Origin of the sequence: Pseudomonas sp. NFPP07 (genome assembly GCF_900115645.1) — a bacterium.
GTDB classification, from domain to species: Bacteria; Pseudomonadota; Gammaproteobacteria; order Pseudomonadales; family Pseudomonadaceae; genus Aquipseudomonas; species Aquipseudomonas chlororaphis.
In genome coordinates this window covers 1-24,436 of the sequence record NZ_FOXG01000007.1, presented here as the reverse complement: position 1 = coordinate 24,436, position 24,436 = coordinate 1, and the positions used below count along the sequence as shown (strand labels likewise).

Genomic DNA, 24,436 nt, shown 5'->3' with positions numbered 1-24,436 from the left:
TCCGGTCAGTATTCCGGCCTGTCCTGCCCCCTTTTAGACGGAGCACCCCCAGTGATGAGCAACGCAGCCCAAGTCGTACCCAAGTTCCCTGAAAGCATCTTTCGCGCTTATGACATTCGCGGAACCGTTCCGGAAACCCTGAACGCTGAAACCGCCTACTGGATCGGTCGCGCCATTGGCTCCGAGAGCCTGGCCCAGGGCGAACCCAATGTTTGCGTAGGCCGTGACGGTCGCCTGTCCGGCCCCGAGCTGGTGGCGCAACTGATCCAGGGCCTGCACGACAGTGGCTGCCACGTCAGCGATGTCGGCCTGGTACCGACACCGGCACTGTATTACGCAGCCAATGTGCTGGCCGGCAAATCCGGGGTGATGCTGACCGGTAGCCACAACCCGTCGAACTACAACGGCTTCAAGATCGTCATTGCCGGCGACACCCTGGCCAACGAACAGATCCAGGCCCTGCACGATCGCCTCAAGACCAACAACCTGAGCAGTGGCCAGGGCAGCATCACCAAGGTCGACATCCTCGATCGCTACAACACTGAAATCGTTCAGGACATCAAACTCGCCCGCCGCCTGAAAGTCGTGGTCGATTGCGGCAACGGCGCGGCCGGCGTCATCGCGCCTCAGCTGATCGAAGCGCTGAACTGCGAAGTCATCCCGCTGTTCTGCGAAGTGGACGGCAACTTCCCCAACCACCACCCGGACCCGGGCAAGCCGGAGAACCTGGAAGACCTGATCGCCAAGGTCGCCGAGACCAACGCCGATATCGGCCTGGCCTTCGACGGTGACGGCGACCGCGTTGGCGTCGTGACCAACACCGGCAGCATCGTCTTCCCCGATCGCCTGTTGATGCTGTTCGCCAAGGATGTCGTAGCGCGCAACCCGGGCGCGGAGATCATCTTCGACGTCAAATGCACCCGCCGTCTGATCCCGCTGATCAAGGAATATGGCGGTCGCCCACTCATGTGGAAGACCGGTCACTCGCTGATCAAAAAGAAAATGAAGCAGACCGGTGCGTTGCTGGCCGGTGAAATGAGCGGACATGTGTTCTTCAAGGAACGCTGGTTCGGTTTCGACGACGGTATCTACAGCGCCGCGCGGCTGCTGGAGATCCTCAGCAAGGAAAAATCCAACGCGGAAGAGCTGTTTGCCACCTTCCCGAACGATATTTCTACGCCGGAAATCAATATCCATGTGACCGAAGAGAGCAAATTCAGCATCATTGATGCGCTGCACGACGCGCAATGGGGTGAAGGCGCCGACCTGACCACCATCGACGGCGTACGAGTCGACTACCCCAAAGGCTGGGGCCTGGTTCGCGCCTCCAACACCACGCCGGTGCTGGTACTGCGCTTCGAAGCCGATGACGAAGCCGAACTGCAGCGCATCAAGGATGTGTTCCACACCCAGCTGAAACGTGTTGCACCTGACCTCCAACTACCGTTTTGATTTTCTTCAAGCGCCTTTATTGAAGTGCCGGAGCCCTGAATGACCCTCGAACGCGATGCCGCCGCCAATACCGCCAAGGTCCTGTCCGAAGCGCTGCCTTATATTCGCCGCTATGTCGGCAAGACCCTGGTGATCAAATACGGCGGCAACGCGATGGAAAGCGAGGAGCTGAAGACCGGCTTCGCCCGCGACATCGTGCTGATGAAGGCTGTCGGGATCAACCCGGTGGTCGTGCATGGCGGCGGCCCGCAAATCGGTGACCTGCTCAAGCGCCTGTCCATCGAAAGCCACTTCATCGATGGCATGCGCGTCACCGATGCGGCGACCATGGACGTGGTGGAGATGGTCCTCGGCGGCCAGGTGAACAAGGACATCGTCAACCTGATCAACCGCCATGGCGGCAGCGCCATCGGCCTGACCGGCAAGGACGCGGAGCTGATTCGCGCGAAGAAGCTCACCGTCACCCGCAAGACGCCGGAAATGACCACCCCGGAAATCATCGACATCGGCCACGTAGGCGAAGTCGTCGGCATCAACACCGACCTGCTGAACCTGCTGGTCAAAGGTGACTTCATCCCGGTGATCGCGCCGATCGGCGTCGGTGCCAACGGCGAGTCGTACAACATCAACGCCGACCTGGTGGCCGGCAAGGTGGCCGAGGCGCTGAAAGCCGAGAAGCTGATGCTGCTGACCAACATCGCCGGCCTGATGGACAAGTCGGGCAAGGTCCTGACCGGCCTGACCACCCAGCAGGTCGACGCCCTGATCGAAGACGGCACCATCTACGGCGGCATGCTGCCGAAGATTCGTTGCGCGCTGGAAGCGGTACAGGGTGGCGTGGGCAGCTCGTTGATCATCGACGGTCGCGTACCCAATGCGATTCTGCTGGAGATCTTCACCGATACCGGTGTCGGCACCCTGATCAGCAATCGCAAGCGTCCTTAAGCAACACAAACAAAAAGACCCCGTTCAGCCTGGCTGAGCGGGGTCTTTTTTTGCCTGTGCGATCCTTACAGGTCGGTATCAGACGCCGAATTGCGCGCGGTAGGCTTCCACCGCCGGCAGATGCTGCTTGAGCGCCGGATCGTCCGCCAGGAACTGCAGGACCTGGGTCAGGGAAACGATGCTCACCACCGGAATGCCGAAGTCGCGCTCGACTTCCTGGATCGCCGACAACTCACCATTGCCACGCTCCTGACGGTTCAGGGCGATCAGCACACCCGCCGCCTTGGCGCCTTCCTGGGATTCGATGATCTGCATCACTTCGCGAATCGCGGTGCCCGCGGTGATCACGTCGTCGATGATCAGCACATCGCCAGTCAATGGCGCGCCGACCAGGCTGCCGCCTTCGCCGTGAGCCTTGGCTTCCTTGCGGTTGAAGCACCATGGCAGATCGCGCTGATGATGCTCGGCCAGGGCCACGGCCGTCGCCGCCGCCAAAGGAATGCCTTTGTACGCCGGGCCGAAAAGCACATCGAAAGAAATGCCGCTGTCGACGATCGCCGCGGCATAAAAACGCCCCAGCTGCGCCAGGGCCGAACCGCTGTTGAACAGGCCGGCATTAAAGAAGTAAGGACTGGTACGCCCGGACTTCAGGGTGAACTCACCGAAGCGCAAAACCCCGCGATCGATGGCAAAACGAATGAAATCGCGCTGATACGCCTGCATGAAAAAGCCCCAAATACCACGGATTTAGCTAATTAGGTAGACCTCGGGTATCATACACGCACGTGATTTTTGGGGCCATTTATGCGGATCATCAGTGTGAACGTCAATGGTATTCAGGCTGCGGTGGAGCGAGGTTTGCTCAGTTGGCTGCAAGCACAGAATGCCGACGTCATCTGCCTGCAGGACACCCGCGCCTCCGCCTTTGAACTGGACGATCCAGCCTTCCAACTGGATGGCTACTTCCTTTATGCCTGCGATGCCGAAGTTCCCGCCCAAGGCGGTGTGGCTTTGTATTCGCGGTTGCAACCGAAGGCTGTCATCAGCGGTCTCGGCTTCGAGACGGCCGACCGCTACGGGCGCTACCTGCAAGCCGATTTCGACAAGGTCAGCATCGCGACCTTGCTGCTTCCTTCCGGGCAGAACGGCGATGAAGACTTGAACCAGAAGTTCAAGCTTATGGACGACTTCGCCCGTTACCTGGATAAACAGCGGCGCAAACGTCGCGAGTACATTTATTGTGGCTCGCTGTACGTGGCGCAACAGAAGCTGGATATCAAGAACTGGCGTGACAGCCAACAATCTCCGGGTTTCCTGGCGCCTGAGCGTGCCTGGATGGACGAGATTGTCGGGAACATGGGTTATGTCGACGCCCTGCGCGAAGTCAGCCGCGAAGGCGATCAATACAGCTGGTGGCCGGACAACGAACAGGCCGAGATGCTCAACCTGGGCTGGCGCTTCGACTATCAGTTGCTGACCCCGGGCCTGCGTCGCTTCGTGCGCAGCGCACGCCTGCCACGCCAGCCGCGCTTCTCGCAGCACGCGCCGCTGATCGTGGACTACGACTGGACGCTGACCATCTAAGCGTCTTTTCGCAGCCACAAAAAAGCCGACATCAGTGTCGGCTTTTTTGTGGGCGCTCGGCCTACTTGATCAATCGCCAGGTGAACGGGTAACGGTACGCCCCCCCTTCATTGGCCTTGACCCCGGCGATGATGGTCAGCACCAGGGCGCCGATCGCCAGCAGACCGAAAAGCAGGAAACCCACCAGTACCACCATCAGCAGGAAGCAGACCAGCGAGGCAAGGGCCACCGTGATCTGAAAGTTCAGCGCTTCCTTGCCCTGGGCATCGATGAACGGATCGGTCTCGCGCTTCATCTGCCAGAGCACCAACGGACCGATCAGGGTGCCGAACGGAATCCAGATGCCCAGCAAGGCCGACAGGTGACAGAACATCGCCCACTGACGCACCTCATGGCTCGGGACAGGTTGCGGAAGCTGGTCGTCGTTCATGCGGCTCTCCTTGCTGAAAGCTACCGGGCAATCAGTCAGCCAGGGCTGCCTGTTGCAATTCAAAGATCTCGCTCATGCCTTTCTTGGCCAAGGCCAGCATGGCGTTCAGTTCTTCCGGCTGGAACGGCGCGCCTTCGGCAGTGCCCTGGACTTCGATGAAACCGCCAGTGCTGGTCATGACCACGTTGAGGTCAGTCTCGGCCGCCGAGTCCTCCAGGTAATCCAGATCCAGCACCGGCTCGCCCTGGTACATGCCCACGGACACCGCCGCGATCATTTGCTTGATCGGGTCGCCGCCCTTCAGGCCGCCACGCTTCTTGATCACTTTCAGCGCATCCACCAGGGCCACCATGGCACCGGTGATCGACGCGGTACGGGTACCGCCATCGGCCTGGATCACATCGCAGTCGACATACAGGGTGACATCGCCCAGCTTGGTCATGTCCAGCGCAGCGCGCAGGGAACGGCCGATCAGACGCTGGATCTCCAGGGTGCGGCCGCCTTGCTTGCCGCGACTGGCTTCACGCTGGTTACGCTCGCCGGTGGCGCGCGGCAGCATGCCGTATTCGGCGGTCAACCAACCCTGGCCCTGGCCCTTGAGGAAGCGGGGCACGCCGTTCTCGACGCTGACCGTGCAGATCACTTTGGTATCACCGAACTCGACCAGTACAGATCCCTCGGCGTGTTTGGTGTAGTTGCGGGTGATGCGGATCGAGCGGAGCTGATCGGCAGCGCGACCACTTGGACGTTTCATAGGGAAATACCTGTACGGGGACGGAAAACTGCCGATCATTATAGAGCCCGCGGCCCTGCCTGGGCAGTTCTAAAAACCCCGGCCCGTCGGCGACGCCTCTGGAACGGCCCTCCGGTCGCCCCGCAGCGCTTTGTCACACCCGCAGTTTGGGAGCATCCACCGCACTGCGCTACAATCCTGCGCCTTCGCAGCCTGTCGGCTTCAATTCATTCATATCGGGCCCGTGCAACCCTCCGCGGTTGGCGGCGGACCTGTATCGGAGGTACCTCCATGGTGCACAGCATGACCGCCTTCGCCCGGGTAGAACGGGCCGGCACCCAGGGCACCCTGAGTTGGGAACTGCGCTCGGTCAACAGCCGTTACCTGGAACCGCACCTGCGCTTGCCGGAATCCTTTCGCGACCTGGAAGGCGCGGTCCGTGAGGCGCTGCGCCAGGGACTGTCGCGCGGCAAGCTCGAATGCACCTTGCGCTTCACCGAAGAAACCACCGGTAAACCACTGCAGGTCGACCGGGAGCGCGCCGCGCAACTGGTGGCGGCAGCCGAGTCCGTTGCCAGCCTGATCAAGCAGCCGGCAGCGCTGAACCCACTGGAAGTGCTGGCCTGGCCCGGCGTCCTGGTGGCCGATGCCAGCGACCCGCAGGCGCTGAACAACGAAGCCCTGAGCCTGTTCAACCAGGGGCTGAAAGAGTTGAAGAGCGGCCGCGAGCGCGAAGGCGCGGAGCTGGCCCGCCTGATCAACGACCGCCTGACCTCCATCGAGGAAGACGTCGTGACCCTGCGCGAACTGGTCCCGCAGATGCTCGCCACCCAGCGCCAGAAGGTTCTCGACCGCTTCGCCGACATGCAGGCCGAACTGGACCCCACGCGCCTGGAACAGGAAATGGTGCTGCTCGCCCAGAAGAGCGACGTCGCCGAAGAACTGGACCGCCTGAGCACCCACATCATCGAAGTTCGCCGCGTCCTCAAGTCCGGCGGCGCCGCCGGCCGGCGCCTGGACTTCCTGATGCAGGAACTCAACCGCGAAGCCAACACACTGGGCTCCAAGGCCTTCGACCCGCGCAGTACCCAGGCTGCGGTCAACCTCAAGGTGTTGATCGAGCAGATGCGCGAACAAGTACAGAATATTGAGTAAGGCTACCCCCGACATGAACCACAGCACCGGCACCCTCTACATCATTTCCGCCCCTTCGGGCGCGGGCAAGACCAGCCTGGTCAAGGCCCTGATCGACGCCGATCCGTCGATCCGCGTTTCCGTGTCCCACACCACCCGCGCCATGCGCCCGGGCGAAGTGGACGGCGTGAACTACCATTTCGTCTCGCGCGAAGCGTTCGTGAAGATGGGTGAACACGGCGACTTCCTCGAGCGCGCCGAAGTCTTCGGCAATCTCTATGGCACCTCCCAAAGCCACTTGCAGCAGACCCTGGACGAAGGTCACGACCTGATCCTGGAGATCGACTGGCAAGGCGCCGAGCAGGTGCGCAAACTGATGCCCCAGGCTCGTTCGATCTTCATCCTGCCGCCGTCCCAGCAAGCCTTGCGCCAGCGCCTGACCAACCGCGGCCAGGACAGCGACGAGATCATCGAAGGCCGGATGCGCGAAGCGGTCAGCGAGATGAGCCACTACGTCGACTACGACTACCTGATCATCAACGACGATTTCGCCCACGCGCTGGACGATCTGAAGGCGATTTTCCGCACCAACCAGCTGCATCAGAAGCGCCAGCAACAGCGTTTCGGTAAATTGCTCGCCGAATTGCTGGGCTGAATAGCACTTCCCAAAACCGCTGCAAGGGCTTTACATTGGCACTTGTAGCGGGTTGGAAAGCTTGGTTAAAAAATCAGCGCTTCCCTAATCGCTGGTGATTTTTTAAACTGTTGAGTCCGCTCGCCCATCCGGGCAGCGCGCATATTGCATTTGCTACGAGGAAGACCATGGCCCGCGTAACCGTTGAAGACTGTCTAGAACACGTGGATAACCGCTTTGAGCTGGTCATGCTCTCTACCAAGCGTGCCCGTCAACTGGCAACCGGCGGCAAAGAGCCGAAAGTAGCATGGGAAAACGACAAGCCTACCGTCGTCGCCCTGCGCGAAATTGCTGAAGGCCTGATCGACTACGCAGCTATCGCCGAAGCCGAAATCGTTGAAGATGAACCGCTTTTTGCTGCATTCGAGGACGAGTCCAACGAGGCCGTCTAAGCCTATGCCTGGTCGACGTAGCACGGCGCGGGATCACAGCTTACGGCAGGAGTCATCATGCCGAGCATAGACGCCCTCGCCGATCGCTTATCGACCTATCTCGGCACGGACCAGGTCAATCTGGTCCGCCGAGCGTATTTCTACGCCGAACAAGCCCATGACGGTCAGCGCCGTCGCAGCGGCGAGGCGTACGTCACGCACCCGTTAGCGGTCGCAAACATTCTCGCCGACATGCATATGGACCATCAGAGCCTGATGGCGGCCATGCTGCATGACGTGATCGAAGACACCGGTATCGCCAAGGAAGCGCTGCAAGCGCAGTTTGGTGAAACCGTGGCCGAACTGGTCGACGGGGTCAGCAAACTGACCCAGATGAATTTCGAGACCAAGGCCGAAGCCCAAGCGGAAAACTTCCAGAAGATGGCCATGGCCATGGCGCGCGACATTCGCGTGATCCTGGTCAAGCTGGCCGACCGCCTGCACAACATGCGCACCCTGGAAGTACTGTCCGGTGAAAAACGCCGGCGGATCGCCAAGGAAACCCTGGAGATCTACGCGCCCATCGCCAACCGCCTGGGCATGCACAGCATCCGCATCGAATTCGAAGACCTCGGTTTCAAGGCCATGCATCCGATGCGTTCCGCGCGGATCTACCAGGCGGTCAAGCGCGCCCGGGGCAACCGCAAGGAAATCGTCAACAAGATCGAAGAGTCCCTGAGCCACTGCCTGGCCATCGACGGCATCCAGGGCGAGGTCAGCGGCCGCCAGAAGCACTTGTATGGCATCTATAAAAAGATGCGTGGCAAACGCCGGGCCTTCAACGAGATCATGGACGTCTACGCGTTCCGGATCATCGTCGACAAGGTCGACACCTGCTACCGCGTGCTCGGCGCCGTACACAACCTGTACAAGCCGCTGCCAGGTCGCTTCAAGGATTACATCGCGATTCCCAAGGCCAACGGCTACCAGTCGCTGCACACCACGCTGTTCGGCATGCACGGCGTGCCGATCGAGATCCAGATCCGCACCCGCGAAATGGAAGAGATGGCCAACAACGGCATCGCCGCCCACTGGCTGTACAAATCCAGCGGCGACGAGCAGCCGAAGGGCACCCACGCCCGGGCTCGCCAATGGGTCAAGGGCGTGCTGGAGATGCAGCAACGCGCCGGCAACTCCCTGGAATTCATCGAAAGCGTGAAGATCGACCTGTTCCCGGACGAGGTCTACGTGTTCACGCCGAAGGGCCGGATCATGGAGCTGCCCAAAGGCTCCACCGCAGTGGACTTCGCCTACGCGGTGCATACCGACGTCGGCAACAGCTGCATCGCCTGTCGGATCAATCGCCGCCTGGCGCCGCTGTCCGAACCGCTGCAGAGCGGCTCCACCGTGGAAATCGTCAGTGCCCCGGGCGCACGCCCCAACCCGGCCTGGCTCAACTTCGTGGTCACCGGCAAGGCTCGCACCCACATCCGCCACGCACTGAAACTGCAACGCCGCTCCGAGTCCATCAGCCTGGGCGAACGCCTGCTGAACAAGGTGCTCAACGGTTTCGACAGCTCGCTGGAAAAGATCCCCGCCGAACGCGTGCAAGCGATGCTCGCCGAGTACCGCCTGGAGCTGATCGAAGACCTGCTGGAAGACATCGGTCTGGGCAATCGCATGGCTTATGTGGTCGCCCGCCGTCTGCTCGGCGAAGGCGAACAGCTGCCAAGCCCGGAAGGTCCGCTGGCCATTCGCGGCACCGAAGGCCTGGTCCTGAGCTACGCCAAGTGCTGCACGCCGATCCCGGGCGACCCGATTGTCGGCCACCTGTCCGCGGGCAAAGGGATGGTGGTGCACCTGGACAACTGCCGCAACATCAGCGAAATCCGCCACAACCCGGAAAAATGCATCCAGCTTTCGTGGGCCAAGGATGTCACCGGCGAATTCAACGTCGAGCTGCGCGTCGAGCTGGAGCATCAGCGCGGCCTGATCGCCCTGCTGGCCAGCAGCGTCAACGCGGCCGACGGCAATATCGAGAAAATCAGCATGGACGAACGGGATGGTCGCATCAGCGTGGTCCAACTGGTGGTCAGCGTGCACGACCGCGTGCACCTGGCTCGCGTGATCAAGAAACTGCGCGCCCTGACCGGGGTCATTCGCATCACTCGCATGCGTGCATAGCTCGCTATATAGCCCGCCCATTACAAGGAGTCATTCATGACCAAGACCGTTATCACCAGCGACAAGGCACCCGCCGCGATCGGCACCTACTCCCAGGCGATCAAAGCAGGCAACACCGTCTACATGTCCGGCCAGATCCCGCTCGATCCAAAGACCATGGAACTGGTGGAAGGCTTCGAAGCCCAGACCGTCCAGGTATTCGAGAACCTCAAGTCCGTGGCCGAGGCCGCCGGTGGTTCGTTCAAGGACATCGTCAAACTCAACATCTTCCTCACCGACCTGAGCCACTTCGCCAAGGTCAACGAGATCATGGGCAAGTACTTCCAGCAGCCTTACCCTGCCCGCGCCGCCATCGGCGTTGCCGCCCTGCCAAAAGGCGCGCAGGTTGAAATGGATGCCATCCTGGTCATCGAGTAACACGCCCGGCGCGGCTACCCAGGCCGCGCCGTCTCCGTTCTGAAAGGATTTCCTCATGCGCAAAGCGCTAGCCCTCTCGTTGTGCGCCCTGTTCCTCGGTGGCTGCGCCAGCGATCCCGCCGACCGTGACATCAGTGGTACCTGGATCAACCAGGTCGCCATCGACGCCGCCGCCAAAGGCGGACCGCTGCGCGAAGCCCTGCAAGGCTACGGCCCGAACCTGGAATGGGACGTCAACACCAAGGCCAGCCAGGCGCGCTACACCAACGGCTTCGAAAACGTCGAAGGCAAGGTGCTGGCTGAAGAGTCCGGCGCCTGGAAAATCGATTTCTACGGCAGCTCCGCCAGCGAATTGAAACGCGACGGCAAACAGCTGCTGCAAGAAGCCAACGACAACGAGCCGGAACAGGTCTTCGATCGTCCCAAGGACCCGGCCCCGGAAGGCGCGCCACTGGGCGCCAACTTCGAGCGCGCCCTGTACTCGGCTTACCTGGGCGGCGAATGGAAAATCGTCAACGGCCCGGGCGAAGGCGGCACCGTGCTGTTCCAGTCCAACGGCCAGGTCATGGGTTTGCCGGGCGCCGATCGCTACGCACTGTGCCTCGCCGGCGACTGCGCCTCGATGAGCGGCGGCTACGACAACCTGTGGCTGCAGCTCAACGGCCAGGGCAACCCGTGGATCTTTGCGCGCAACGGCAAGCAACTGGAGATCTTCCAGCCCATCAACGCCTCCCAGGCGAACGAGGTACCTTCCCTCACCCCGGGTACGCGCCAGTGGCTACTGGAAAAACAGTGATCCAGCAAAAAGGAGCCGAAAGGCTCCTTTTTCTTTATCCATGATGCGGCTCAGCCCTGCCCTTCGATAATCTGCGCATACCCCTCGCGAAAACTCGAATAACGCGGCGCCCAGCCCAGGGCCCTGGCGCGGGCATTGCTGCAGCGCTTGCTGCCGGAACGCCGCACGCTCGAGCTGTCCGCCCACTCGGTCACGCCCAGGTACTCCCGCAGCCAGCCCACCACCTCGGCCAAAGGCACCGGTGCATCGTCGACCCCGATATAGCAATCCTCAAGCACCACGCCGCGCCGATCGGCCTGCAACAGGAAGGCCAGCAACCCCGCGGCATCGTCGGCATGAATGCGGTTGCCATACAGCGGTGGATCGATGGCGACGCGATAACCCTGACGCACCTGATTCAACAGCCATTCCCGCCCCGGGCCGTAAATCCCGGTCAACCGCACCAGGCTGGCTGGAATGCCACTCTGCAAGGCCACTTGCTCGGCCTCGAGCATCAGTCGCCCGGAATAGCCGTCAGCCTGGGCCGGCGAGGTCTCGTCGATCCACTCACCGTCTTTCTGCCCGTATACGCTGCTGCTGGAAACAAACAGCAGGCGTTTCGGTGACTGTCCGTTCTGTTTGAGCCAGCCCAGGACATGGGTCAGCCCCTCGACATAGGCCGCACGATAGCCCGCCTCGTCATGCTCGGTGGCGGCCGCGCTGTACACCAGGTAATCCAGCGGTGTGGTGGGCCAGGCTGACGGACACTGCTCACTGAAAAGATCGCCCGCCACGCCGATCACCCCTTCCGGCAATTGCGAAACCGTGCGCCGCAGGCCGTAGACCTGCCAGTTTTCAGCCAGCAGTTGCTTCGCCAGACGGCTGCCGACATCACCGCAGCCAGCGATCAGAACAGAAGGGGCGGACATCAGAAAACTCCTATCAGAAAGGCACAGACTAGCGTCGGCAATGGACGAGCGGCTAGCAATCAAAGAAAAAAAGATACTCTATTACTTCTGTTAACAAGAATTAGTTGCAATAATGACGGCCCATTTGTTCTCGGCCCTGCGAGGCCTAGAAGGACACTTACCCTTTTCCCTCTCAGGTCCGGCCAGCATGACACGCAATCAATTCTCCGCTTCGCCAACCCAACGCCCAAGCCCGCTGCGCGCCATGAGCGCGGCCGCAGCGTTGCTGTTCAGCCTGCTGCTGGCACCGACCGCGGCCTTCGCCGATGAGCAGGCCCCGGCTGGCGCCGCGACACCTGCGGCAGCCCACGCGCCGGCCGATGCCACGGCGCCGGTAGCCACTCCGGTCGCTGCAGCGCCGGCACCTGCCGAAGGCGAACCAGCCGGCGATGCACCTGAAGTCCTCGAAGCGGACAACTCCCTGGGCATGGCCCACGACCTGTCCCCGTGGGGCATGTACCAGAACGCCGACATCATCGTGAAGCTGGTGATGATCGGCCTGGCCATCGCCTCGATCATCACCTGGACCATCTGGATCGCCAAAGGCTTCGAGCTGATGGGCGCCAAGCGTCGTCTGCGCGGTGAGATCCTCAACCTGAAAAAGGCTACCACCCTCAAGGAAGCCAGCGTCACCGCCGCCAAAGAAGGCACCCTGGCCAACCTGCTGGTCCACGACGCCCTGGAAGAAATGCGCCTGTCGGCCAACAGCCGTGAGAAAGAAGGCATCAAGGAACGCGTCAGCTTCCGCCTCGAGCGCCTGGTAGCCGCCTGCGGCCGCAACATGAGCAGCGGCACTGGCGTGCTCGCCACCATCGGTTCCACCGCGCCCTTCGTCGGCCTGTTCGGTACCGTGTGGGGCATCATGAACAGCTTCATCGGCATCGCCAAAACCCAGACCACCAACCTCGCCGTCGTCGCCCCCGGCATCGCCGAAGCCCTGCTGGCAACCGCCCTGGGTCTGGTCGCGGCCATTCCGGCGGTGGTCATCTACAACGTCTTCGCCCGCTCCATCGCCGGCTACAAGGCCCAGGTCTCCGACGCTTCCGCAGAAGTCCTGCTGCTGGTCAGCCGTGATCTCGATCACCTGCCGACCGCCGAGCGCTCTGCGCAACCTCATGTGGCCAAAGTAGGGTAATCCGCCATGGGCCTGCATTTGAAAGAAGGCGCAGAAGACGATCTCGCCGAAAACCACGAAATCAACGTCACGCCGTTTATCGACGTGATGCTGGTGCTGTTGATCATCTTCATGGTCGCGGCGCCGCTGGCTACCGTGGACATCAAGGTCGACCTCCCGGCCTCGACGGCCAAACCGGCACCACGCCCCGAGAAACCGGTGTTTCTCAGCGTCAAGGCCGACCAACGCCTGTACCTCGGCGACGACGAAGTGAAGGCCGAAGCCCTCGGCGCCACCCTCGACGCCAAGACCCAGGGCAAAAAAGACACGACGATCTTTTTCCAGGCCGACAAAGGCGTGGATTACGGCGACCTGATGAGCGTGATGGATGCCCTGCGGGCCGCCGGATACCTGAAGGTCGGCCTGGTCGGACTTGAGACGGCTACCAAGAAATGATCACGACGCGCCAAAAACTGACGCGTTACAGCGGTAGCCTGGCCATCGTACTGGGGGTCCATGCGGTCGCGATCCTGCTCGCGCTCAACTGGAGCTCCCCCATGCCGGTCGAGCTGCCACCGCAGGCGATGATGGTCGAGCTGGCGCCGCTTCCGGCACCGCCTCCTCCCGCGCCGCCCAAGGTCGTGACGCCACCGCAGCCGCCGGCTCCGGTCGAAGAGCTGCCGCTGCCCAAACTCGCGGAAGCGCCGAAGCCGACGATTTCCGTGCCCAAGCCGGTCAAACCCAAGCCCAAGCCGCAACCGCCCAAGCCGGTGGAGAAAAAGCCGGAACCGCCGAAGGAAAAGCCGAGCGAAGAGAAGCCTAGCGACGCTCCGCCGACGCCCACCGCGGCACCGTCCTCAGCACCTGCTCCGGGCCCGTCGCCGGCGCAGATCGCCGCCAAGGAAAGCTGGCAAGGCACGCTGCTGGCGCACCTGGCCAAGTACAAGAAGTACCCGCCGGGTGCCCAGGCACGCGGCAAGGAAGGCCTGAACCGGCTGCGCTTCGTGGTCGACGCCCAAGGCAACGTGCTGTCCTATGAACTGGTAGGACGCTCGGGCAACGCCGATCTGGACCGGGCTACCCTGGAAATGATCCGCCGCGCCCAGCCGCTGCCCAAGCCACCGGCGGACATGCTCAACAACGGCTCGATCGAGATTGTCGCGCCCTTCGTTTACTCCCTGGAGAAACGTCGCCGCTGAGCATGATGCCCAGGCAATCCCCAGCAAAAAGGCACCCAAAGGTGCCTTTTTGCTTTTCCAGGCATGACCGGCATGCATTGCCCGGTGTCACAGCGAGCATTGAGTCTGATAACGTGCGTCTATCGATTGCAGCCGGTATGCTTGGCCCGCAACCTCATGGACGTCCGCTATGACTCTTACTGAATTACGCTACATCGTTACCCTCGCCCAAGAGCAGCACTTCGGCCACGCGGCCGAGCGTTGCCATGTCAGCCAGCCGACCCTGTCGGTGGGCGTGAAGAAGCTTGAAGACGAACTCGGTGTGCTGATTTTCGAGCGCAGCAAGAGTGCGGTACGTCTGACGCCGGTCGGCGAAGGCATTGTCGCCCAGGCGCAAAAGGTCCTCGAACAGGCCCAGGGCATTCGCGAACTGGCCCAGGCCGGCAAGAACCAGCTGACCGCCCCGCTGAAGGTCGGCGCGATCTACACCGTCGGCCCGTACCTGTTCCCGCACCTGATCCCGCAACTGCACCGGGTCGCCCCGCAGATGCCGTTGTATATCGAAGAGAACTTCACCCACGTGCTGCGCGACAAGCTGCGCAACGGCGAACTGGATGCGATCATCATCGCCCTGCCGTTCAACGAAGCCGACGTGCTGACCCTGCCGCTGTACGACGAACCGTTCTACGTGCTGATGCCAAGCACCCACCCCTGGACCCAGAAAGAGAGCATCGACGCCAACCTGCTCAACGACAAGAGCCTGTTGCTGCTGGGCGAAGGCCACTGCTTCCGCGATCAGGTCCTGGAAGCCTGCCCGACCCTGACCAAGGGCAACGACGGCGCCAAGCACACCACGGTGGAATCCAGCTCCCTGGAAACCATCCGCCATATGGTCGCTTCCGGCCTTGGCGTCTCGATCCTGCCGCTCTCGGCGGTGGACAGCCATCACTACGCCCCGGGCGTGATCGAAGTGCGCCCACTGACCGCGCCCGTGCCGTTCCGTACTGTGGCGATCGCCTGGCGCGCCAGCTTCCCGCGGCCGAAAGCCATCGAGATTCTCGCCGACTCGATCCGCCTGTGTTCGGTGGCCAAGCCGCCTGCCGCGAGCTAAGCCGTCGCGATGACTGAGCTGTCGAATGTGCCGGTCACGGCACTCAAGGGCGTCGGCGAAGCCATGGCCGAGAAGCTGGCCAAGGTCGGCCTGGAGAACCTGCAGGACGTACTGTTCCACCTGCCCCTGCGCTATCAGGACCGCACCCGCGTGGTACCGATCGGCGCGCTGCGCCCCGGGCAGGACGCGGTGATCGAAGGCACCGTCAGCGGCGCCGACGTGGTGATGGGCAAGCGCCGCAGCCTGCTGGTGCGCCTGCAGGACGGCACCGGCGGGCTCAGCCTGCGCTTCTACCATTTCAGCAACGCGCAGAAGGAAGGCCTCAAGCGTGGCACCCGCGTGCGCTGTTATGGCGAAGCCCGCCCAGGCGCCTCGGGGCTGGAAATCTACCACCCGGAATACCGCGCCATCAGCGGCGATGAACCGCCGCCCGTGGACCAGACCCTGACCCCCATCTACCCGCTCACCGAAGGCCTGACCCAGCAGCGCCTGCGCATGCTGTGCCAGCAGAGCCTGGCCCTGCTCGGCCCGCGCAGCCTGCCGGACTGGCTGCCGCAAGAGCTGGCGCGGGATTACCAGTTGGCGCCGCTGGACGATGCGATTCGCTACCTGCACCACCCGCCGGCCGACGCCGATGTCGACGAACTGGCCCTAGGTCACCATTGGGCCCAGCATCGCCTGGCGTTCGAAGAGCTGCTGACCCATCAGCTGTCCCAGCAGCGCCTGCGCGAAAGCCTGCGCTCGCAACTCGCCCCCGCGCTGCCCCAGGCCACCCGACTGCCGGCGCTGTACCTGAAGAACCTAGGCTTTCCACCCACCGGCGCGCAGCAACGGGTCGGCAACGAGATCGCCTACGACCTCAGCCAGCCCGAGCCGATGCTGCGGCTGATCCAGGGCGACGTGGGGGCCGGCAAGACCGTGGTCGCCGCCCTCGCCGCCCTGCAGGCGCTGGAGGCTGGCTATCAGGTGGCGCTGATGGCACCGACCGAGATCCTCGCCGAGCAGCACTTCATCACCTTCAAGCGCTGGCTCGAACCGCTGGGGCTGGAAGTCGCCTGGCTGGCCGGCAAGCTCAAGGGCAAGAACCGCACAGCCGCCCTGGAACAGATCGCCGCCGGCGCGCCTATGGTGGTCGGCACCCACGCGCTGTTCCAGGACGAAGTGCAGTTCAAGAACCTGGCGCTGGTGATCATCGACGAACAACACCGCTTCGGCGTGCAGCAGCGCCTGGCCCTGCGCCAGAAAGGCGTGGGAGGACGCCTGTGCCCGCACCAGCTGATCATGACCGCCACGCCGATCCCACGGACCCTGGCGATGAGCGCCTACGCCGACCTGGACACCTCGATCCTCGACGAGCTGCCCCCTGGCCGTACGCCGGTGAACACCGTGCTGGTGACCGACTCGCGGCGGGTCGAAGTCATCGAGCGGGTGCGCGCCGCCTGCGCCGAAGGGCGCCAGGCCTATTGGGTGTGCACGCTGATCGAGGAATCCGAAGAGCTGACCTGCCAGGCCGCGCAAACCACTTACGAAGACCTGAGCAGCGCCCTGGGCGAACTGCGGGTCGGCCTGATCCACGGGCGCATGAAGCCGACGGAAAAAGCCGAGGTCATGGGCCAGTTCAAGGCCGGTGAATTGCAGCTGCTGGTGGCCACCACCGTGATCGAGGTCGGCGTCGATGTGCCCAACGCCAGCCTGATGATCATCGAGAACCCCGAGCGCCTGGGCCTGGCCCAGCTGCACCAGTTGCGCGGTCGCGTTGGTCGGGGCAGCGCCGCCAGCCATTGCGTCATGCTCTACCATCCTCCCTTGTCGCAGATCGGCCGCCAGCGCCTGGGCATCATGCGCGAAACCAACGACGGTTTTGTCATCGCCGAAAAGGACCTGGAACTGCGCGGCCCCGGCGAGATGCTCGGTACCCGCCAGACCGGCCTGCTGCAATTCAAGGTCGCCGACCTGATGCGCGATGCCGACCTGCTGCCGGCCGTGCGCGATGCCGCGCAGGCCTTGCTGGAGCGCTGGCCGCACCACGTCAGCCCGCTGCTGGAGCGCTGGCTGCGCCACGGGCAGCAATACGGCCAAGTGTGAGCAGCGTCTCAGTTAAGGGGCGAACGCCCCGATCAAGCTGGTTATACTCCTGAAATTGTTTGAAAACGGATACAGACCATGACAGAAGTTGCCCTCGCCACCGCAGCCCCGCACGCTCCGTCTGTAATCCGGCTGCTGCTCGGCAAGCTGGACATCGGCTTCACGGAAGTCCTCGACCACCCGGGCCTGCCGGCCGCGCGCAAGGTACAGGCCGTCCTGCTGGACGACGCCGTCGGCGCGCTGATGGTGCTGTTCCCACAGAGCCAGTTGCTGGACCTCAATCGCCTCGCCGAACTGACCGGCCGCCGCCTGACCGCCGTCTCCACGGAACGCCTGGAGCGCATGCTCGGCAAACACAACCTGAGCCTGCTGCCCGGCCTGCCGGCGCTCACCAGCTCGCCTTGCCTGTATGAAGAAAGCCTGCTGCGCGAGCCGACCCTGCTGATCAACTCCGGCGAGCCGGGCCTGCTGCTGGAAATCACCAGCGACGCCTTCAAGAGCATGCTGAGCAAGGCCAGCGCCGGCAACTTCGGCGAGGCCCTGAGCAGCATCCGCCCGAACCTCGACCGTCCGGACGACGACCGCGAGGAAATCACCCAGGCGATGCAGGCCTTCACCGCCCGGCGCATCCAGCAACGCCTGGAAGCGACCATCGAGATTCCACCGCTGGCCGAAACCGCGCAAAAGATCATCAAGCTGCGGGTCGACCCCAACGCCACCATCGACGACATCACCGGCGTGGTGGAAACCGACCCGGCCCTGGCCGCGCAAGTGGTGAGCTGGGCGGCTTCGCCCTACTACGCCTCGCCAGGCAAGATCCGCTCGGTGGAAGACGCCATCGTCCGCGTGCTGGGCTTCGACCTGGTGATCAACCTGGCGCTGGGCCTGGCGCTGGGCAAGACCCTGAGCCTGCCTAAGGACCACCCGCAACACAGCACGCCGTACTGGCAGCAGTCGATCTATACCGCCGCCGTCATCGAAGGCCTGACCCGCGCCATGCCGCGTGCCCAGCGCCCGGAAGCCGGCCTGACCTACCTCGCCGGCCTGCTGCACAACTTCGGCTACCTGCTGCTGGCCCACGTCTTCCCGCCGCACTTCTCGCTGATCTGCCGCCACCTGGAGGTCAACCCGCACCTGTGCCACAGCTACGTCGAACAGCACCTGCTGGGCATCAGCCGCGAGCAGATCGGCGCCTGGCTGATGCGCTACTGGGACATGCCGGACGAGTTGTCCACCGCCCTGCGCTTCCAGCACGACCCGAGCTATGACGGCGCCTACGCCGAATACCCGAACCTGGTGTGCCTGGCCGTGCGCCTGCTGCGCAGCCGCGGCATCGGCTCCGGCCCTGTCGAAGACATCCCTGACGCCCTGCTCGAACGCCTCGGCCTGTCCCGCGACAAAGCCGAAGACGTGGTCAGCAAAGTCCTCGAAGCCGAAGTGCTGCTGCGCGAACTGGCTTCGCAGTTCAGCCAGCACTGACCCCAGAAAAAAGCCCGCTCCCGTAGGAGCGAGGCTTGCCCGCGATCATCTTGCGGCTGGTATACAGCCCGCCCTCAAGCCTTCGGCTTGGCCTTCTTCGGCTTCAGGTACTTGGTCAGCCCCTGGAACCAGATCACCAGCGCCGGGTTGCCCTTGATCTGGATCGACTTGTCCTGAATCCCGGTCATAAAGGCCAGTTGCTTGTTCTTCGCCTGCATCGTGGCAAAACCATAGGCCGCGTCTTTAAAGGCAATGGCAAATGCCGGCTCGGGGTACACACCAGACTTGCTGGTAATCCGCTGATCCTTCACCCGGAAATGCCGCGCCACCTTGCCATCCAGTGTCTGCAGCTGGAACACCAGTTCCTTGTCACCCAACTGCTGCTGGAACGCCGGATTGGTCCGGCTGGCCTTGCCCATCAACAGCCCCAGCATCCACAGAAGAAAACGAAATTTCATGCGCAAAGCCCCAAAGGAAAAATGAACGGCTGGCGCAGTGTAGCGGCTTCAGAGGGGAACGCCACAGTTATGCAATGTTAAGGGAAGATGAGTGCGTTATTGGTGATTATGACTGCCAAGTCACCCTCGTTTATCGGCTGTCTTAATGAGTCCGACACGCAGAGACCTGTTCATAACCCTGTGAATCCTTAAACCAGACCTGGCTTCACCCGCTCCTGGGCCAGGCAATAGCCAGCACTCCAGACAACAGGCTCAAGGCGAGCAGCACTTTGGCAATCAGGAACGCAACGTCAACGGAATCGGAAATGCCCCCACTGCCGCTTGCCCCACTAGCAATGCCAGCCAGCCCGAGCAAAGCGCTGAGTATCGAGATCGCTAGCAGCACGATCGCCAGTACCGTGAATATTTTATGCATTGTGCGGCTCCTTCATCGGGATGGCCCATAAGTCGCGCGTTGATACTTCGCATAGGCTCGTTGAAGCTATTTTTTCGGGATGTTTCTCGCTATTGGCTTTCTCTTAATAGTCGTCATCACGTCCGGTTGGTCTCCAGTTGATGTCTTTATCGGCGTGATAGCCCTGCACAGGGTCCGGTGGCAGTGGGTGGTCTTTGGCCAGATTGGGGAAGCGCAAGTCTGGATTGTTGGCTAGCTCCCTGGACACTTTGTAGTATGCATCTTCAGTCTTCTTGTCTTTATTATAAGAAAACTTACCATTTTGAAATACATTTTCTATTTCCATGGCTCCTTTCCGTTCACCTAGAGCTGCAGCTCTTTGATAATAATGCAAGGCAACAGGGTAGTTTCTATCCAAGATCTCGTAGTATGTGGCCAACTCATAATTTGCGCTTGCATCGTTCTGATCTGCAGCACAGCGTAGGTAGGAAACCCCCAGATCTCTTTTCTTGGCCTCATAAATATAGATATTCCCTAACCTGACTTGAGCCATAGGACTACCTACATCTCCCGCCTTGAGCAAATATATTACTGACTGCTTATCAGACTGCACCACACCGACGCCTTTTTTGGTCATTACACTCATATCGTAATAACCCAGCGGTACCTGTAGCTTGATCATTTCCAGATACAAATCAATAGCCTTGTTCGTATACTTAACAACCCCATCACCACGTAAGTATAGCTCTGCAAGATTGTGCATTGCTTTCCAATGGTTCTTTTCTACAGCCTGCTGGTACAGGCTGGCCACTTTGCTCCAATCAGCCGGACGCTCTTTGCTAAGCACCCGAGCTTGTTTAAACCATTGGTCTGCTTGCTGGTCCAGGGGTGGAGCAATATCTTTTTCATGAACACACTTGAAATCGTATGCCATGGAAAAGCCACTACCGCCCAATAGCACAACAGCCAACAGTGCTTTAATAGTCGTCATCACGTCCGGTCGGTTTCCAGTTGATGTCTTTGTCGGCGTGATAGCCCTGAATAGGGTGCGGTGGAAGTGGATGGTCTTTGGCCAAATTAGGAAATCGGAGATCAGGATCTTTATATAGCCGACTAGAAATATCACTGTAGGTATTTGCTATTTTTTCATTTCTCACATACCCAAAGTCGCCATCCCTGAAAGTATTTTCAATTAACAACGAGCCTTTTTTCAAACCTAGAGCCGCAGCATTTTGATAATAATGCATGGCGACAGGGTAATTTTTGTCTACTACTTTATAGTATGCGGCAAGTTCGTAATTCGCCTCGGCGTCATTCTGATGTGCCGCGCAACGCAGATAAGACTCGCCGAGCTTATCTTTATTTAATTCATATATATATATATTACCCAGCCTAGTCTGGGCTAGCGGGCTACCCAAGTCACCCGCCTTGAGCAAAAAATTCATGGCATCTCTATTTGACTGAACTACCCCAACACCTCTCTGAGTCATCACACTCATATCATAATAACCCAACGGAACTTGTAGTTTGACCATATGCAAATATAGATCGATGGCTTTATTTGTATTTTTGGTTACGCCATCACCACGGAGGTATAGCTCTGCTAAGTTATGCATTGCTTTCCAATGGTCTTTATCTACTGCTTGCTGATAGAGACCAGCAATTTTTACCCAGTCAGGAAGTCTCTCTTTACTCATACCCCTTGCCTGCTTAAACCATTGATCGGCTTGCTGATCAAGAGGGGGAGCCGTATTAATTTCATGGACACACTTGAATTCATCAGCCATAGCTGCTCCAAAAAAACAAAAGAACAAAAAAGATAAATATTTAATCAAGGGCTTTTGCATAAGGTGTCACCACGTCCCAAAATCTGACCAAATCTCCATTAAGCGGTAAGTTTTTCTTCTGATTTCTCCAGTTATCAGTTACCACTTGCTCCCAATTTTCATAATCGAATGCAACGTTCTCACTTAAGCTGCTTTTGCTCGTATTGATTGCTTTCCCCGAATGCATCCCCCACAACCGCTCCCGCCAGGTCCGGGTGGTTTGCGGGCTTGGCATGGCGATATTCAGTTCGGAGTCGGAGTTCAGGCTGCGCTCGTTGATGTTGGCGGAGCCCAGGGTGAAAAACAGGTCGTCCACCAGCAGCAGCTTGCTGTGTACATAGATGGACTTGTACTGCGCCATGCCCTGTTCCGGGCCTAGGTGTTCGGTGATATCGCGTTCGGTCTGGCGCTGCTCGCGCGTCTTGGGAGTAGCGGTTTCGCCGCCGTCCTTGCAACTGACCAGAGTCGCGACAATGATTTTCAACCCCTTGGGCGGCAGCATCTCCGGCTCCAGTTCGCGAGCCGCGGCCTGGTTGTAGTGTTTGTTGGGGTCCATGGCCAGGAGTTCATCGGCGCGACTCGGATCGATACCCTGCTCATGCATTTGCGTCTGTACCTTGGCCAGCTCCTGATCGCGTGTCGGCGATTCGTCGCGGGCCTTCAGTTCGCGCTGGCGATAGGCAAGCTGGCGTTGATCGTAGAGCAGGTCGCGGTGGGCCAGGGGCATCAGTTCGCCCTGGCCAAGGGTGTCGAGCATCTCGTAGGTGGAACTGGAGAAATGCCCGCTCTCCGGGTTGTTGGTGACCACGAACAAGTGCAAGTCCTGTTGTTTGCCGGCAGCGACGTAGTCGGCGGCAACTTTCTTCAGGCGTTCGGCCAGCGGTTTGTAGCGGAAGTATTGGTTCTCGATATAGGCGTACTGATGCACATTGCCCAGGGCCTTTTCATATACCTCGAGAATGGTTTTTTCCGGGCCTTCTTCCGGTTGAGTCCGGCAAATCTGCGCGGGCTCTCCACCATCGAGGATCAGGCTCAGTGGTTTGACCGACGAGCGCTCGTGATTCAGGGTGCCCTTGAAGACCCGGCGTATCCAGCTGCTGCTCTTGTCCCAGGCATTGCAGAAGTTGTGATTGAGGTCGAATAGCACCGGGCCGCGTACAAATAGGGAAAGGTCCTGCCAGGGGCCGAAGCCCAGATCGCGCTTGCCGGCTGCATCGTCGTAGGCGTGGGCGGTGGTGTCCCAGTAGTTGCGCTGCAGGTTGTGGCCCATCACAAGACCTTTCGCTTTTTGCGGGTCCATGTAGTCGACCACCAGGGTTTTCTGGTGATGGCTGGGAAATAGGCTCAGGGCCAGCATCTGCATGAAGGGCACATCGTGAGACTCGTCCTTGAGCAGTCGCCACAGGATGGCAAGACGCCCCCAATGCATGCGCAGGCCATTTTGATCGTCGTAGGTCAACTCTCCTACGAGTTTGAAGTCCCGCGTACGAAACTCGATATTGCGGGCTTCGCGGCTGTGTACCCAGCGATACCAATCTCGGGTCTCGACCTGTTCGTTCGGGGCTTGAACCGTCCCTCCCGAATCACGGCCCTTGGTGTAGCCGCTGTCCAGGGCATCCAGGCTTTGCTGGATGTCGATCAGACGGTCGCGCGTGGCTCGTCGGCCGGCCTCGTCGTTTGCCGGAAGTTTTTCCAGGCGTGCCTGCTCCTGCTGCTGTTTTTCCAGGAGCTTTTCCCGTTTTTTTTCCAGGGCACTGGTGTCAGCTGGCTGGCCCTCGCGGAATCCAGAGCCCATCGATGTTCCGCCCCTGCCGCTCCAGCCCTCGCCGATAACCGAGTTCTCACCGAGCTGGGCCAGCCGGTTGTTCCAGATCAGTACCCGTACCTCGACACCACTTTCGGCCTTCTGCCTGAGCAGTTTTCCCAGACTGGGGCTGTCGGTCGAGGCCCGGTCGAGACGCAATCCCGGGTCGAAGCCCCAACTGATAAGGTCAATGCTTTTAGTAGCTGCCTGGATGCATTCATAGACCTTCTTGAAGGCTTCCTCGCCACACACCAGCGGCGTCACCACGTTGCCTGCCGGACGTGGCGGGCTTAGCGGATTGTTCTTGTGGGCGAACCAATCCGAAGTCAGGGTTGCGGCGCTTTCTTCAAGCGAGATCGACAGTTTCTGATCGAGGTATGTCATGGAGTGCTTCCTTTACTCTTTCTGCTCGCTTTGATCCGCCCACAATTGGCGGAACGCCTCACTGCTGCTCAACGCCTCCAGAGAGGCCGCCGCGCCCGGGAAGTCGCGATATCCCTCACGCCCCAGGCGCTCACTGCGTTGGCGCGTCTGTTCGGTCGAGGTTTCGCTCATGTCCAGGTTGAAACGGTGTCCGTTCACCGTTTCCACCGAATAGTTGCGGGTACCTGGAATATGCTGGAAAAGCACATTGCCCTTCTCGTCGCTGAAGCCTTTGTCGATAAGTGCGCCATCGGCGTAGAGCTGATAGGGCTCATCCGGATACCCCGGCATGTTGGGCAACGGGGAAATACGAATGCACAGCTGACCCGGTACGGTTTCTTTCGCCGGGTTGGCCAACGCCTCCTCCATCAGGCTGCCAGCCTTGTCCGCATCAGCTGCGCCCGGTAGGCCCGGCATCAGAATGCCGATCCCGGTACCACTCCCCGGCGAGCCCCCCGCATTGATCTTCACCACCGGCCCCACCACTGTGACGCCGCCGGCATCGAGTTTGATAAAACTGCCTCCGGCCTTGATCGTCAGTTCGCTGCCCGCCTCGATCACCATCTTGGCCCCGGCCTTGAGGTGAATTTCCTGGCCGGCTTTGGTCAGTTGCGCGGTGCCGAGTTTGATGTGCTGGTTTTCGCCCACGGTCAGGTGGTCGTCCGCCTTGGTTTCGGTCTTGCGGTCGGCGTGGGTGATGCGGTGTTCTTCGGCCTTGAGTTCGGTGTAGGTGTTCTTTTCCACGGTGTCGTGGCGTTCGTGGCCGATGCGGATTTTCTGGTCGTGCTCGATGTTTTCATCCCAGTCGCGCTGGGCGTGGATGAAGATCTGTTCGGCGCCTTTTTTGTCTTCGATGCGCAGTTCGTTGTAGCCGGCG

Annotated in this window: 23 protein-coding genes and 2 pseudogenes; 15 read left to right on the top strand and 10 right to left on the bottom strand. The window is 60.8% G+C overall.

Annotated elements, in window-relative coordinates; genetic code table 11:
* Positions 1-93 precede the first annotated feature (93 nt).
* Positions 94-1,452, top strand: a pseudogene (locus BM019_RS18445) (phosphomannomutase/phosphoglucomutase); the annotation flags it as partial.
* Between the two features lie 39 nt (positions 1,453-1,491).
* Positions 1,492-2,397, top strand: a complete 906-nt coding sequence (gene argB / locus BM019_RS18440) for an acetylglutamate kinase (RefSeq protein WP_007921120.1) — start codon at positions 1,492-1,494, stop codon at positions 2,395-2,397.
* 78 nt (positions 2,398-2,475) lie between these two features.
* Here argB and pyrE read toward each other — a convergent pair whose 3' ends face one another.
* A complete protein-coding gene (pyrE, locus tag BM019_RS18435; protein ID WP_007921122.1) occupies positions 2,476-3,120 on the bottom strand; it encodes an orotate phosphoribosyltransferase in 645 nt (214 codons plus the stop codon).
* An 81-nt stretch (positions 3,121-3,201) separates the two neighbouring features.
* On the opposite strand from pyrE, the gene BM019_RS18430 reads away from it, so the two are divergent.
* Complete coding sequence (locus tag BM019_RS18430; protein WP_003176915.1) at positions 3,202-3,981, top strand: exodeoxyribonuclease III; 780 nt, start codon at positions 3,202-3,204, stop codon at positions 3,979-3,981.
* A 61-nt stretch (positions 3,982-4,042) separates the two neighbouring features.
* On the opposite strand, the gene BM019_RS18425 is transcribed toward BM019_RS18430, so the two are convergent.
* On the bottom strand, positions 4,043-4,411 hold the full coding sequence (locus BM019_RS18425) for a DUF4870 domain-containing protein (protein ID WP_092419179.1): 369 nt from the start codon (positions 4,409-4,411) through the stop codon (positions 4,043-4,045).
* Positions 4,412-4,442: 31 nt separating this feature from the next.
* On the bottom strand, positions 4,443-5,165 hold the full coding sequence (gene rph / locus BM019_RS18420) for a ribonuclease PH (protein WP_007921124.1): 723 nt from the start codon (positions 5,163-5,165) through the stop codon (positions 4,443-4,445).
* 270 nt (positions 5,166-5,435) lie between these two features.
* Here rph and BM019_RS18415 point away from each other — a divergent pair, with 270 nt between their 5' ends.
* The 6 genes from BM019_RS18415 to BM019_RS18390 all read left to right on the top strand — a co-directional run bounded on the left by BM019_RS18415 (position 5,436) and on the right by BM019_RS18390 (position 10,740).
* Positions 5,436-6,299, top strand: coding sequence for a YicC/YloC family endoribonuclease (locus BM019_RS18415; RefSeq protein ID WP_009046187.1), 864 nt, complete (start codon positions 5,436-5,438; stop codon positions 6,297-6,299).
* Positions 6,300-6,312: 13 nt separating this feature from the next.
* Positions 6,313-6,933: a guanylate kinase gene (gene gmk, locus BM019_RS18410; protein WP_007921126.1), complete on the top strand. Its 621-nt coding sequence runs from the start codon at positions 6,313-6,315 to the stop codon at positions 6,931-6,933.
* Between the two features lie 167 nt (positions 6,934-7,100).
* Positions 7,101-7,364, top strand: coding sequence for a DNA-directed RNA polymerase subunit omega (gene rpoZ, locus BM019_RS18405; RefSeq protein ID WP_007921129.1), 264 nt, complete (start codon positions 7,101-7,103; stop codon positions 7,362-7,364).
* Positions 7,365-7,421: 57 nt separating this feature from the next.
* Positions 7,422-9,527 (top strand): bifunctional GTP diphosphokinase/guanosine-3',5'-bis pyrophosphate 3'-pyrophosphohydrolase, encoded by a 2,106-nt coding sequence (spoT, locus tag BM019_RS18400; RefSeq protein ID WP_092419178.1) that lies wholly within the window; start codon positions 7,422-7,424, stop codon positions 9,525-9,527.
* Between the two features lie 36 nt (positions 9,528-9,563).
* Entirely contained in the window at positions 9,564-9,944 is a 381-nt protein-coding gene (locus BM019_RS18395) for a RidA family protein (RefSeq protein ID WP_007921133.1), read from the top strand.
* 55 nt (positions 9,945-9,999) lie between these two features.
* Complete coding sequence (locus BM019_RS18390; RefSeq protein WP_007921135.1) at positions 10,000-10,740, top strand: putative periplasmic lipoprotein; 741 nt, start codon at positions 10,000-10,002, stop codon at positions 10,738-10,740.
* Positions 10,741-10,790: 50 nt separating this feature from the next.
* On the opposite strand, the gene BM019_RS18385 is transcribed toward BM019_RS18390, so the two are convergent.
* Positions 10,791-11,648: an SDR family oxidoreductase gene (locus tag BM019_RS18385; RefSeq protein ID WP_092419176.1), complete on the bottom strand. Its 858-nt coding sequence runs from the start codon at positions 11,646-11,648 to the stop codon at positions 10,791-10,793.
* 187 nt (positions 11,649-11,835) lie between these two features.
* On the opposite strand from BM019_RS18385, the gene exbB reads away from it, so the two are divergent.
* The 6 genes from exbB (at position 11,836) to BM019_RS18355 (ending at position 18,654) form a co-directional block, all read left to right on the top strand.
* On the top strand, positions 11,836-12,822 hold the full coding sequence (exbB, locus tag BM019_RS18380) for a tonB-system energizer ExbB (RefSeq protein WP_062824235.1): 987 nt from the start codon (positions 11,836-11,838) through the stop codon (positions 12,820-12,822).
* Positions 12,823-12,828: 6 nt separating this feature from the next.
* Positions 12,829-13,257 (top strand): TonB system transport protein ExbD, encoded by a 429-nt coding sequence (gene exbD, locus BM019_RS18375; protein WP_007921142.1) that lies wholly within the window; start codon positions 12,829-12,831, stop codon positions 13,255-13,257.
* Complete coding sequence (locus tag BM019_RS18370; RefSeq protein ID WP_007921144.1) at positions 13,254-14,000, top strand: energy transducer TonB family protein; 747 nt, start codon at positions 13,254-13,256, stop codon at positions 13,998-14,000. The genes exbD and BM019_RS18370 overlap by 4 nt, the downstream gene beginning before the upstream one ends.
* Positions 14,001-14,169: 169 nt before the next feature.
* Positions 14,170-15,090, top strand: coding sequence for a hydrogen peroxide-inducible genes activator (locus BM019_RS18365; RefSeq protein WP_009046190.1), 921 nt, complete (start codon positions 14,170-14,172; stop codon positions 15,088-15,090).
* A gap of 9 nt (positions 15,091-15,099) precedes the next feature.
* Positions 15,100-17,175 (top strand): ATP-dependent DNA helicase RecG, encoded by a 2,076-nt coding sequence (gene recG, locus BM019_RS18360; RefSeq protein ID WP_092419174.1) that lies wholly within the window; start codon positions 15,100-15,102, stop codon positions 17,173-17,175.
* A gap of 78 nt (positions 17,176-17,253) precedes the next feature.
* Positions 17,254-18,654 carry an aminoacyl-tRNA deacylase and HDOD domain-containing protein gene (locus BM019_RS18355; RefSeq protein WP_085532825.1) on the top strand — a complete coding sequence of 467 codons (1,401 nt, stop codon included), beginning with the start codon at positions 17,254-17,256 and terminating at the stop codon, positions 18,652-18,654.
* 74 nt (positions 18,655-18,728) lie between these two features.
* Here the strand turns inward: BM019_RS18355 and BM019_RS18350 are convergent, their stop codons facing one another.
* From BM019_RS18350 to BM019_RS18325, 6 genes and pseudogenes are all read right to left on the bottom strand, one after another.
* On the bottom strand, positions 18,729-19,112 hold the full coding sequence (locus BM019_RS18350; RefSeq protein ID WP_025807007.1) for a hypothetical protein: 384 nt from the start codon (positions 19,110-19,112) through the stop codon (positions 18,729-18,731).
* Between the two features lie 205 nt (positions 19,113-19,317).
* Complete coding sequence (locus BM019_RS18345) at positions 19,318-19,527, bottom strand: hypothetical protein (RefSeq protein ID WP_062824231.1); 210 nt, start codon at positions 19,525-19,527, stop codon at positions 19,318-19,320.
* A 103-nt stretch (positions 19,528-19,630) separates the two neighbouring features.
* On the bottom strand, positions 19,631-20,497 hold the full coding sequence (locus tag BM019_RS18340) for a tetratricopeptide repeat protein (protein WP_092419172.1): 867 nt from the start codon (positions 20,495-20,497) through the stop codon (positions 19,631-19,633).
* Complete coding sequence (locus tag BM019_RS18335; protein ID WP_238543401.1) at positions 20,484-21,353, bottom strand: tetratricopeptide repeat protein; 870 nt, start codon at positions 21,351-21,353, stop codon at positions 20,484-20,486. The genes BM019_RS18340 and BM019_RS18335 overlap by 14 nt, the downstream gene beginning before the upstream one ends.
* Entirely contained in the window at positions 21,334-23,520 is a 2,187-nt protein-coding gene (locus BM019_RS18330) for a phospholipase D-like domain-containing protein (protein ID WP_092419170.1), read from the bottom strand. Before BM019_RS18330 ends, BM019_RS18335 begins: the two co-directional genes overlap by 20 nt.
* A gap of 12 nt (positions 23,521-23,532) precedes the next feature.
* Positions 23,533-24,436 (bottom strand): annotated as a pseudogene (locus tag BM019_RS18325) (type VI secretion system tip protein VgrG); the annotation flags it as partial.

Bases quoted from the DNA above. Each gene is read 5' to 3' on its own strand.
- BM019_RS18385 (WP_092419176.1), bottom strand. From the start codon at position 11,648: ATGTCCGCCCCTTCTGTTCTGATCGCTGGCTGCGGTGATGTCGGCAGC.
- BM019_RS18415 (WP_009046187.1), top strand. From the start codon at position 5,436: ATGGTGCACAGCATGACCGCCTTCGCCCGGGTAGAACGGGCCGGCACC.
- BM019_RS18350 (WP_025807007.1), bottom strand. From the start codon at position 19,112: ATGAAATTTCGTTTTCTTCTGTGGATGCTGGGGCTGTTGATGGGCAAG.
- BM019_RS18390 (WP_007921135.1), top strand. From the start codon at position 10,000: ATGCGCAAAGCGCTAGCCCTCTCGTTGTGCGCCCTGTTCCTCGGTGGC.
- recG (WP_092419174.1), top strand. From the start codon at position 15,100: ATGACTGAGCTGTCGAATGTGCCGGTCACGGCACTCAAGGGCGTCGGC.
- spoT (WP_092419178.1), top strand. From the start codon at position 7,422: ATGCCGAGCATAGACGCCCTCGCCGATCGCTTATCGACCTATCTCGGC.
- BM019_RS18335 (WP_238543401.1), bottom strand. From the start codon at position 21,353: ATGCAAAAGCCCTTGATTAAATATTTATCTTTTTTGTTCTTTTGTTTT.
- exbD (WP_007921142.1), top strand. From the start codon at position 12,829: ATGGGCCTGCATTTGAAAGAAGGCGCAGAAGACGATCTCGCCGAAAAC.
- pyrE (WP_007921122.1), bottom strand. From the start codon at position 3,120: ATGCAGGCGTATCAGCGCGATTTCATTCGTTTTGCCATCGATCGCGGG.
- BM019_RS18430 (WP_003176915.1), top strand. From the start codon at position 3,202: ATGCGGATCATCAGTGTGAACGTCAATGGTATTCAGGCTGCGGTGGAG.
- BM019_RS18370 (WP_007921144.1), top strand. From the start codon at position 13,254: ATGATCACGACGCGCCAAAAACTGACGCGTTACAGCGGTAGCCTGGCC.
- BM019_RS18395 (WP_007921133.1), top strand. From the start codon at position 9,564: ATGACCAAGACCGTTATCACCAGCGACAAGGCACCCGCCGCGATCGGC.
- rpoZ (WP_007921129.1), top strand. From the start codon at position 7,101: ATGGCCCGCGTAACCGTTGAAGACTGTCTAGAACACGTGGATAACCGC.
- gmk (WP_007921126.1), top strand. From the start codon at position 6,313: ATGAACCACAGCACCGGCACCCTCTACATCATTTCCGCCCCTTCGGGC.
- BM019_RS18330 (WP_092419170.1), bottom strand. From the start codon at position 23,520: ATGACATACCTCGATCAGAAACTGTCGATCTCGCTTGAAGAAAGCGCC.
- BM019_RS18425 (WP_092419179.1), bottom strand. From the start codon at position 4,411: ATGAACGACGACCAGCTTCCGCAACCTGTCCCGAGCCATGAGGTGCGT.
- BM019_RS18340 (WP_092419172.1), bottom strand. From the start codon at position 20,497: ATGACGACTATTAAAGCACTGTTGGCTGTTGTGCTATTGGGCGGTAGT.
- argB (WP_007921120.1), top strand. From the start codon at position 1,492: ATGACCCTCGAACGCGATGCCGCCGCCAATACCGCCAAGGTCCTGTCC.
- BM019_RS18355 (WP_085532825.1), top strand. From the start codon at position 17,254: ATGACAGAAGTTGCCCTCGCCACCGCAGCCCCGCACGCTCCGTCTGTA.
- exbB (WP_062824235.1), top strand. From the start codon at position 11,836: ATGACACGCAATCAATTCTCCGCTTCGCCAACCCAACGCCCAAGCCCG.
- BM019_RS18345 (WP_062824231.1), bottom strand. From the start codon at position 19,527: ATGCATAAAATATTCACGGTACTGGCGATCGTGCTGCTAGCGATCTCG.
- rph (WP_007921124.1), bottom strand. From the start codon at position 5,165: ATGAAACGTCCAAGTGGTCGCGCTGCCGATCAGCTCCGCTCGATCCGC.
- BM019_RS18365 (WP_009046190.1), top strand. From the start codon at position 14,170: ATGACTCTTACTGAATTACGCTACATCGTTACCCTCGCCCAAGAGCAG.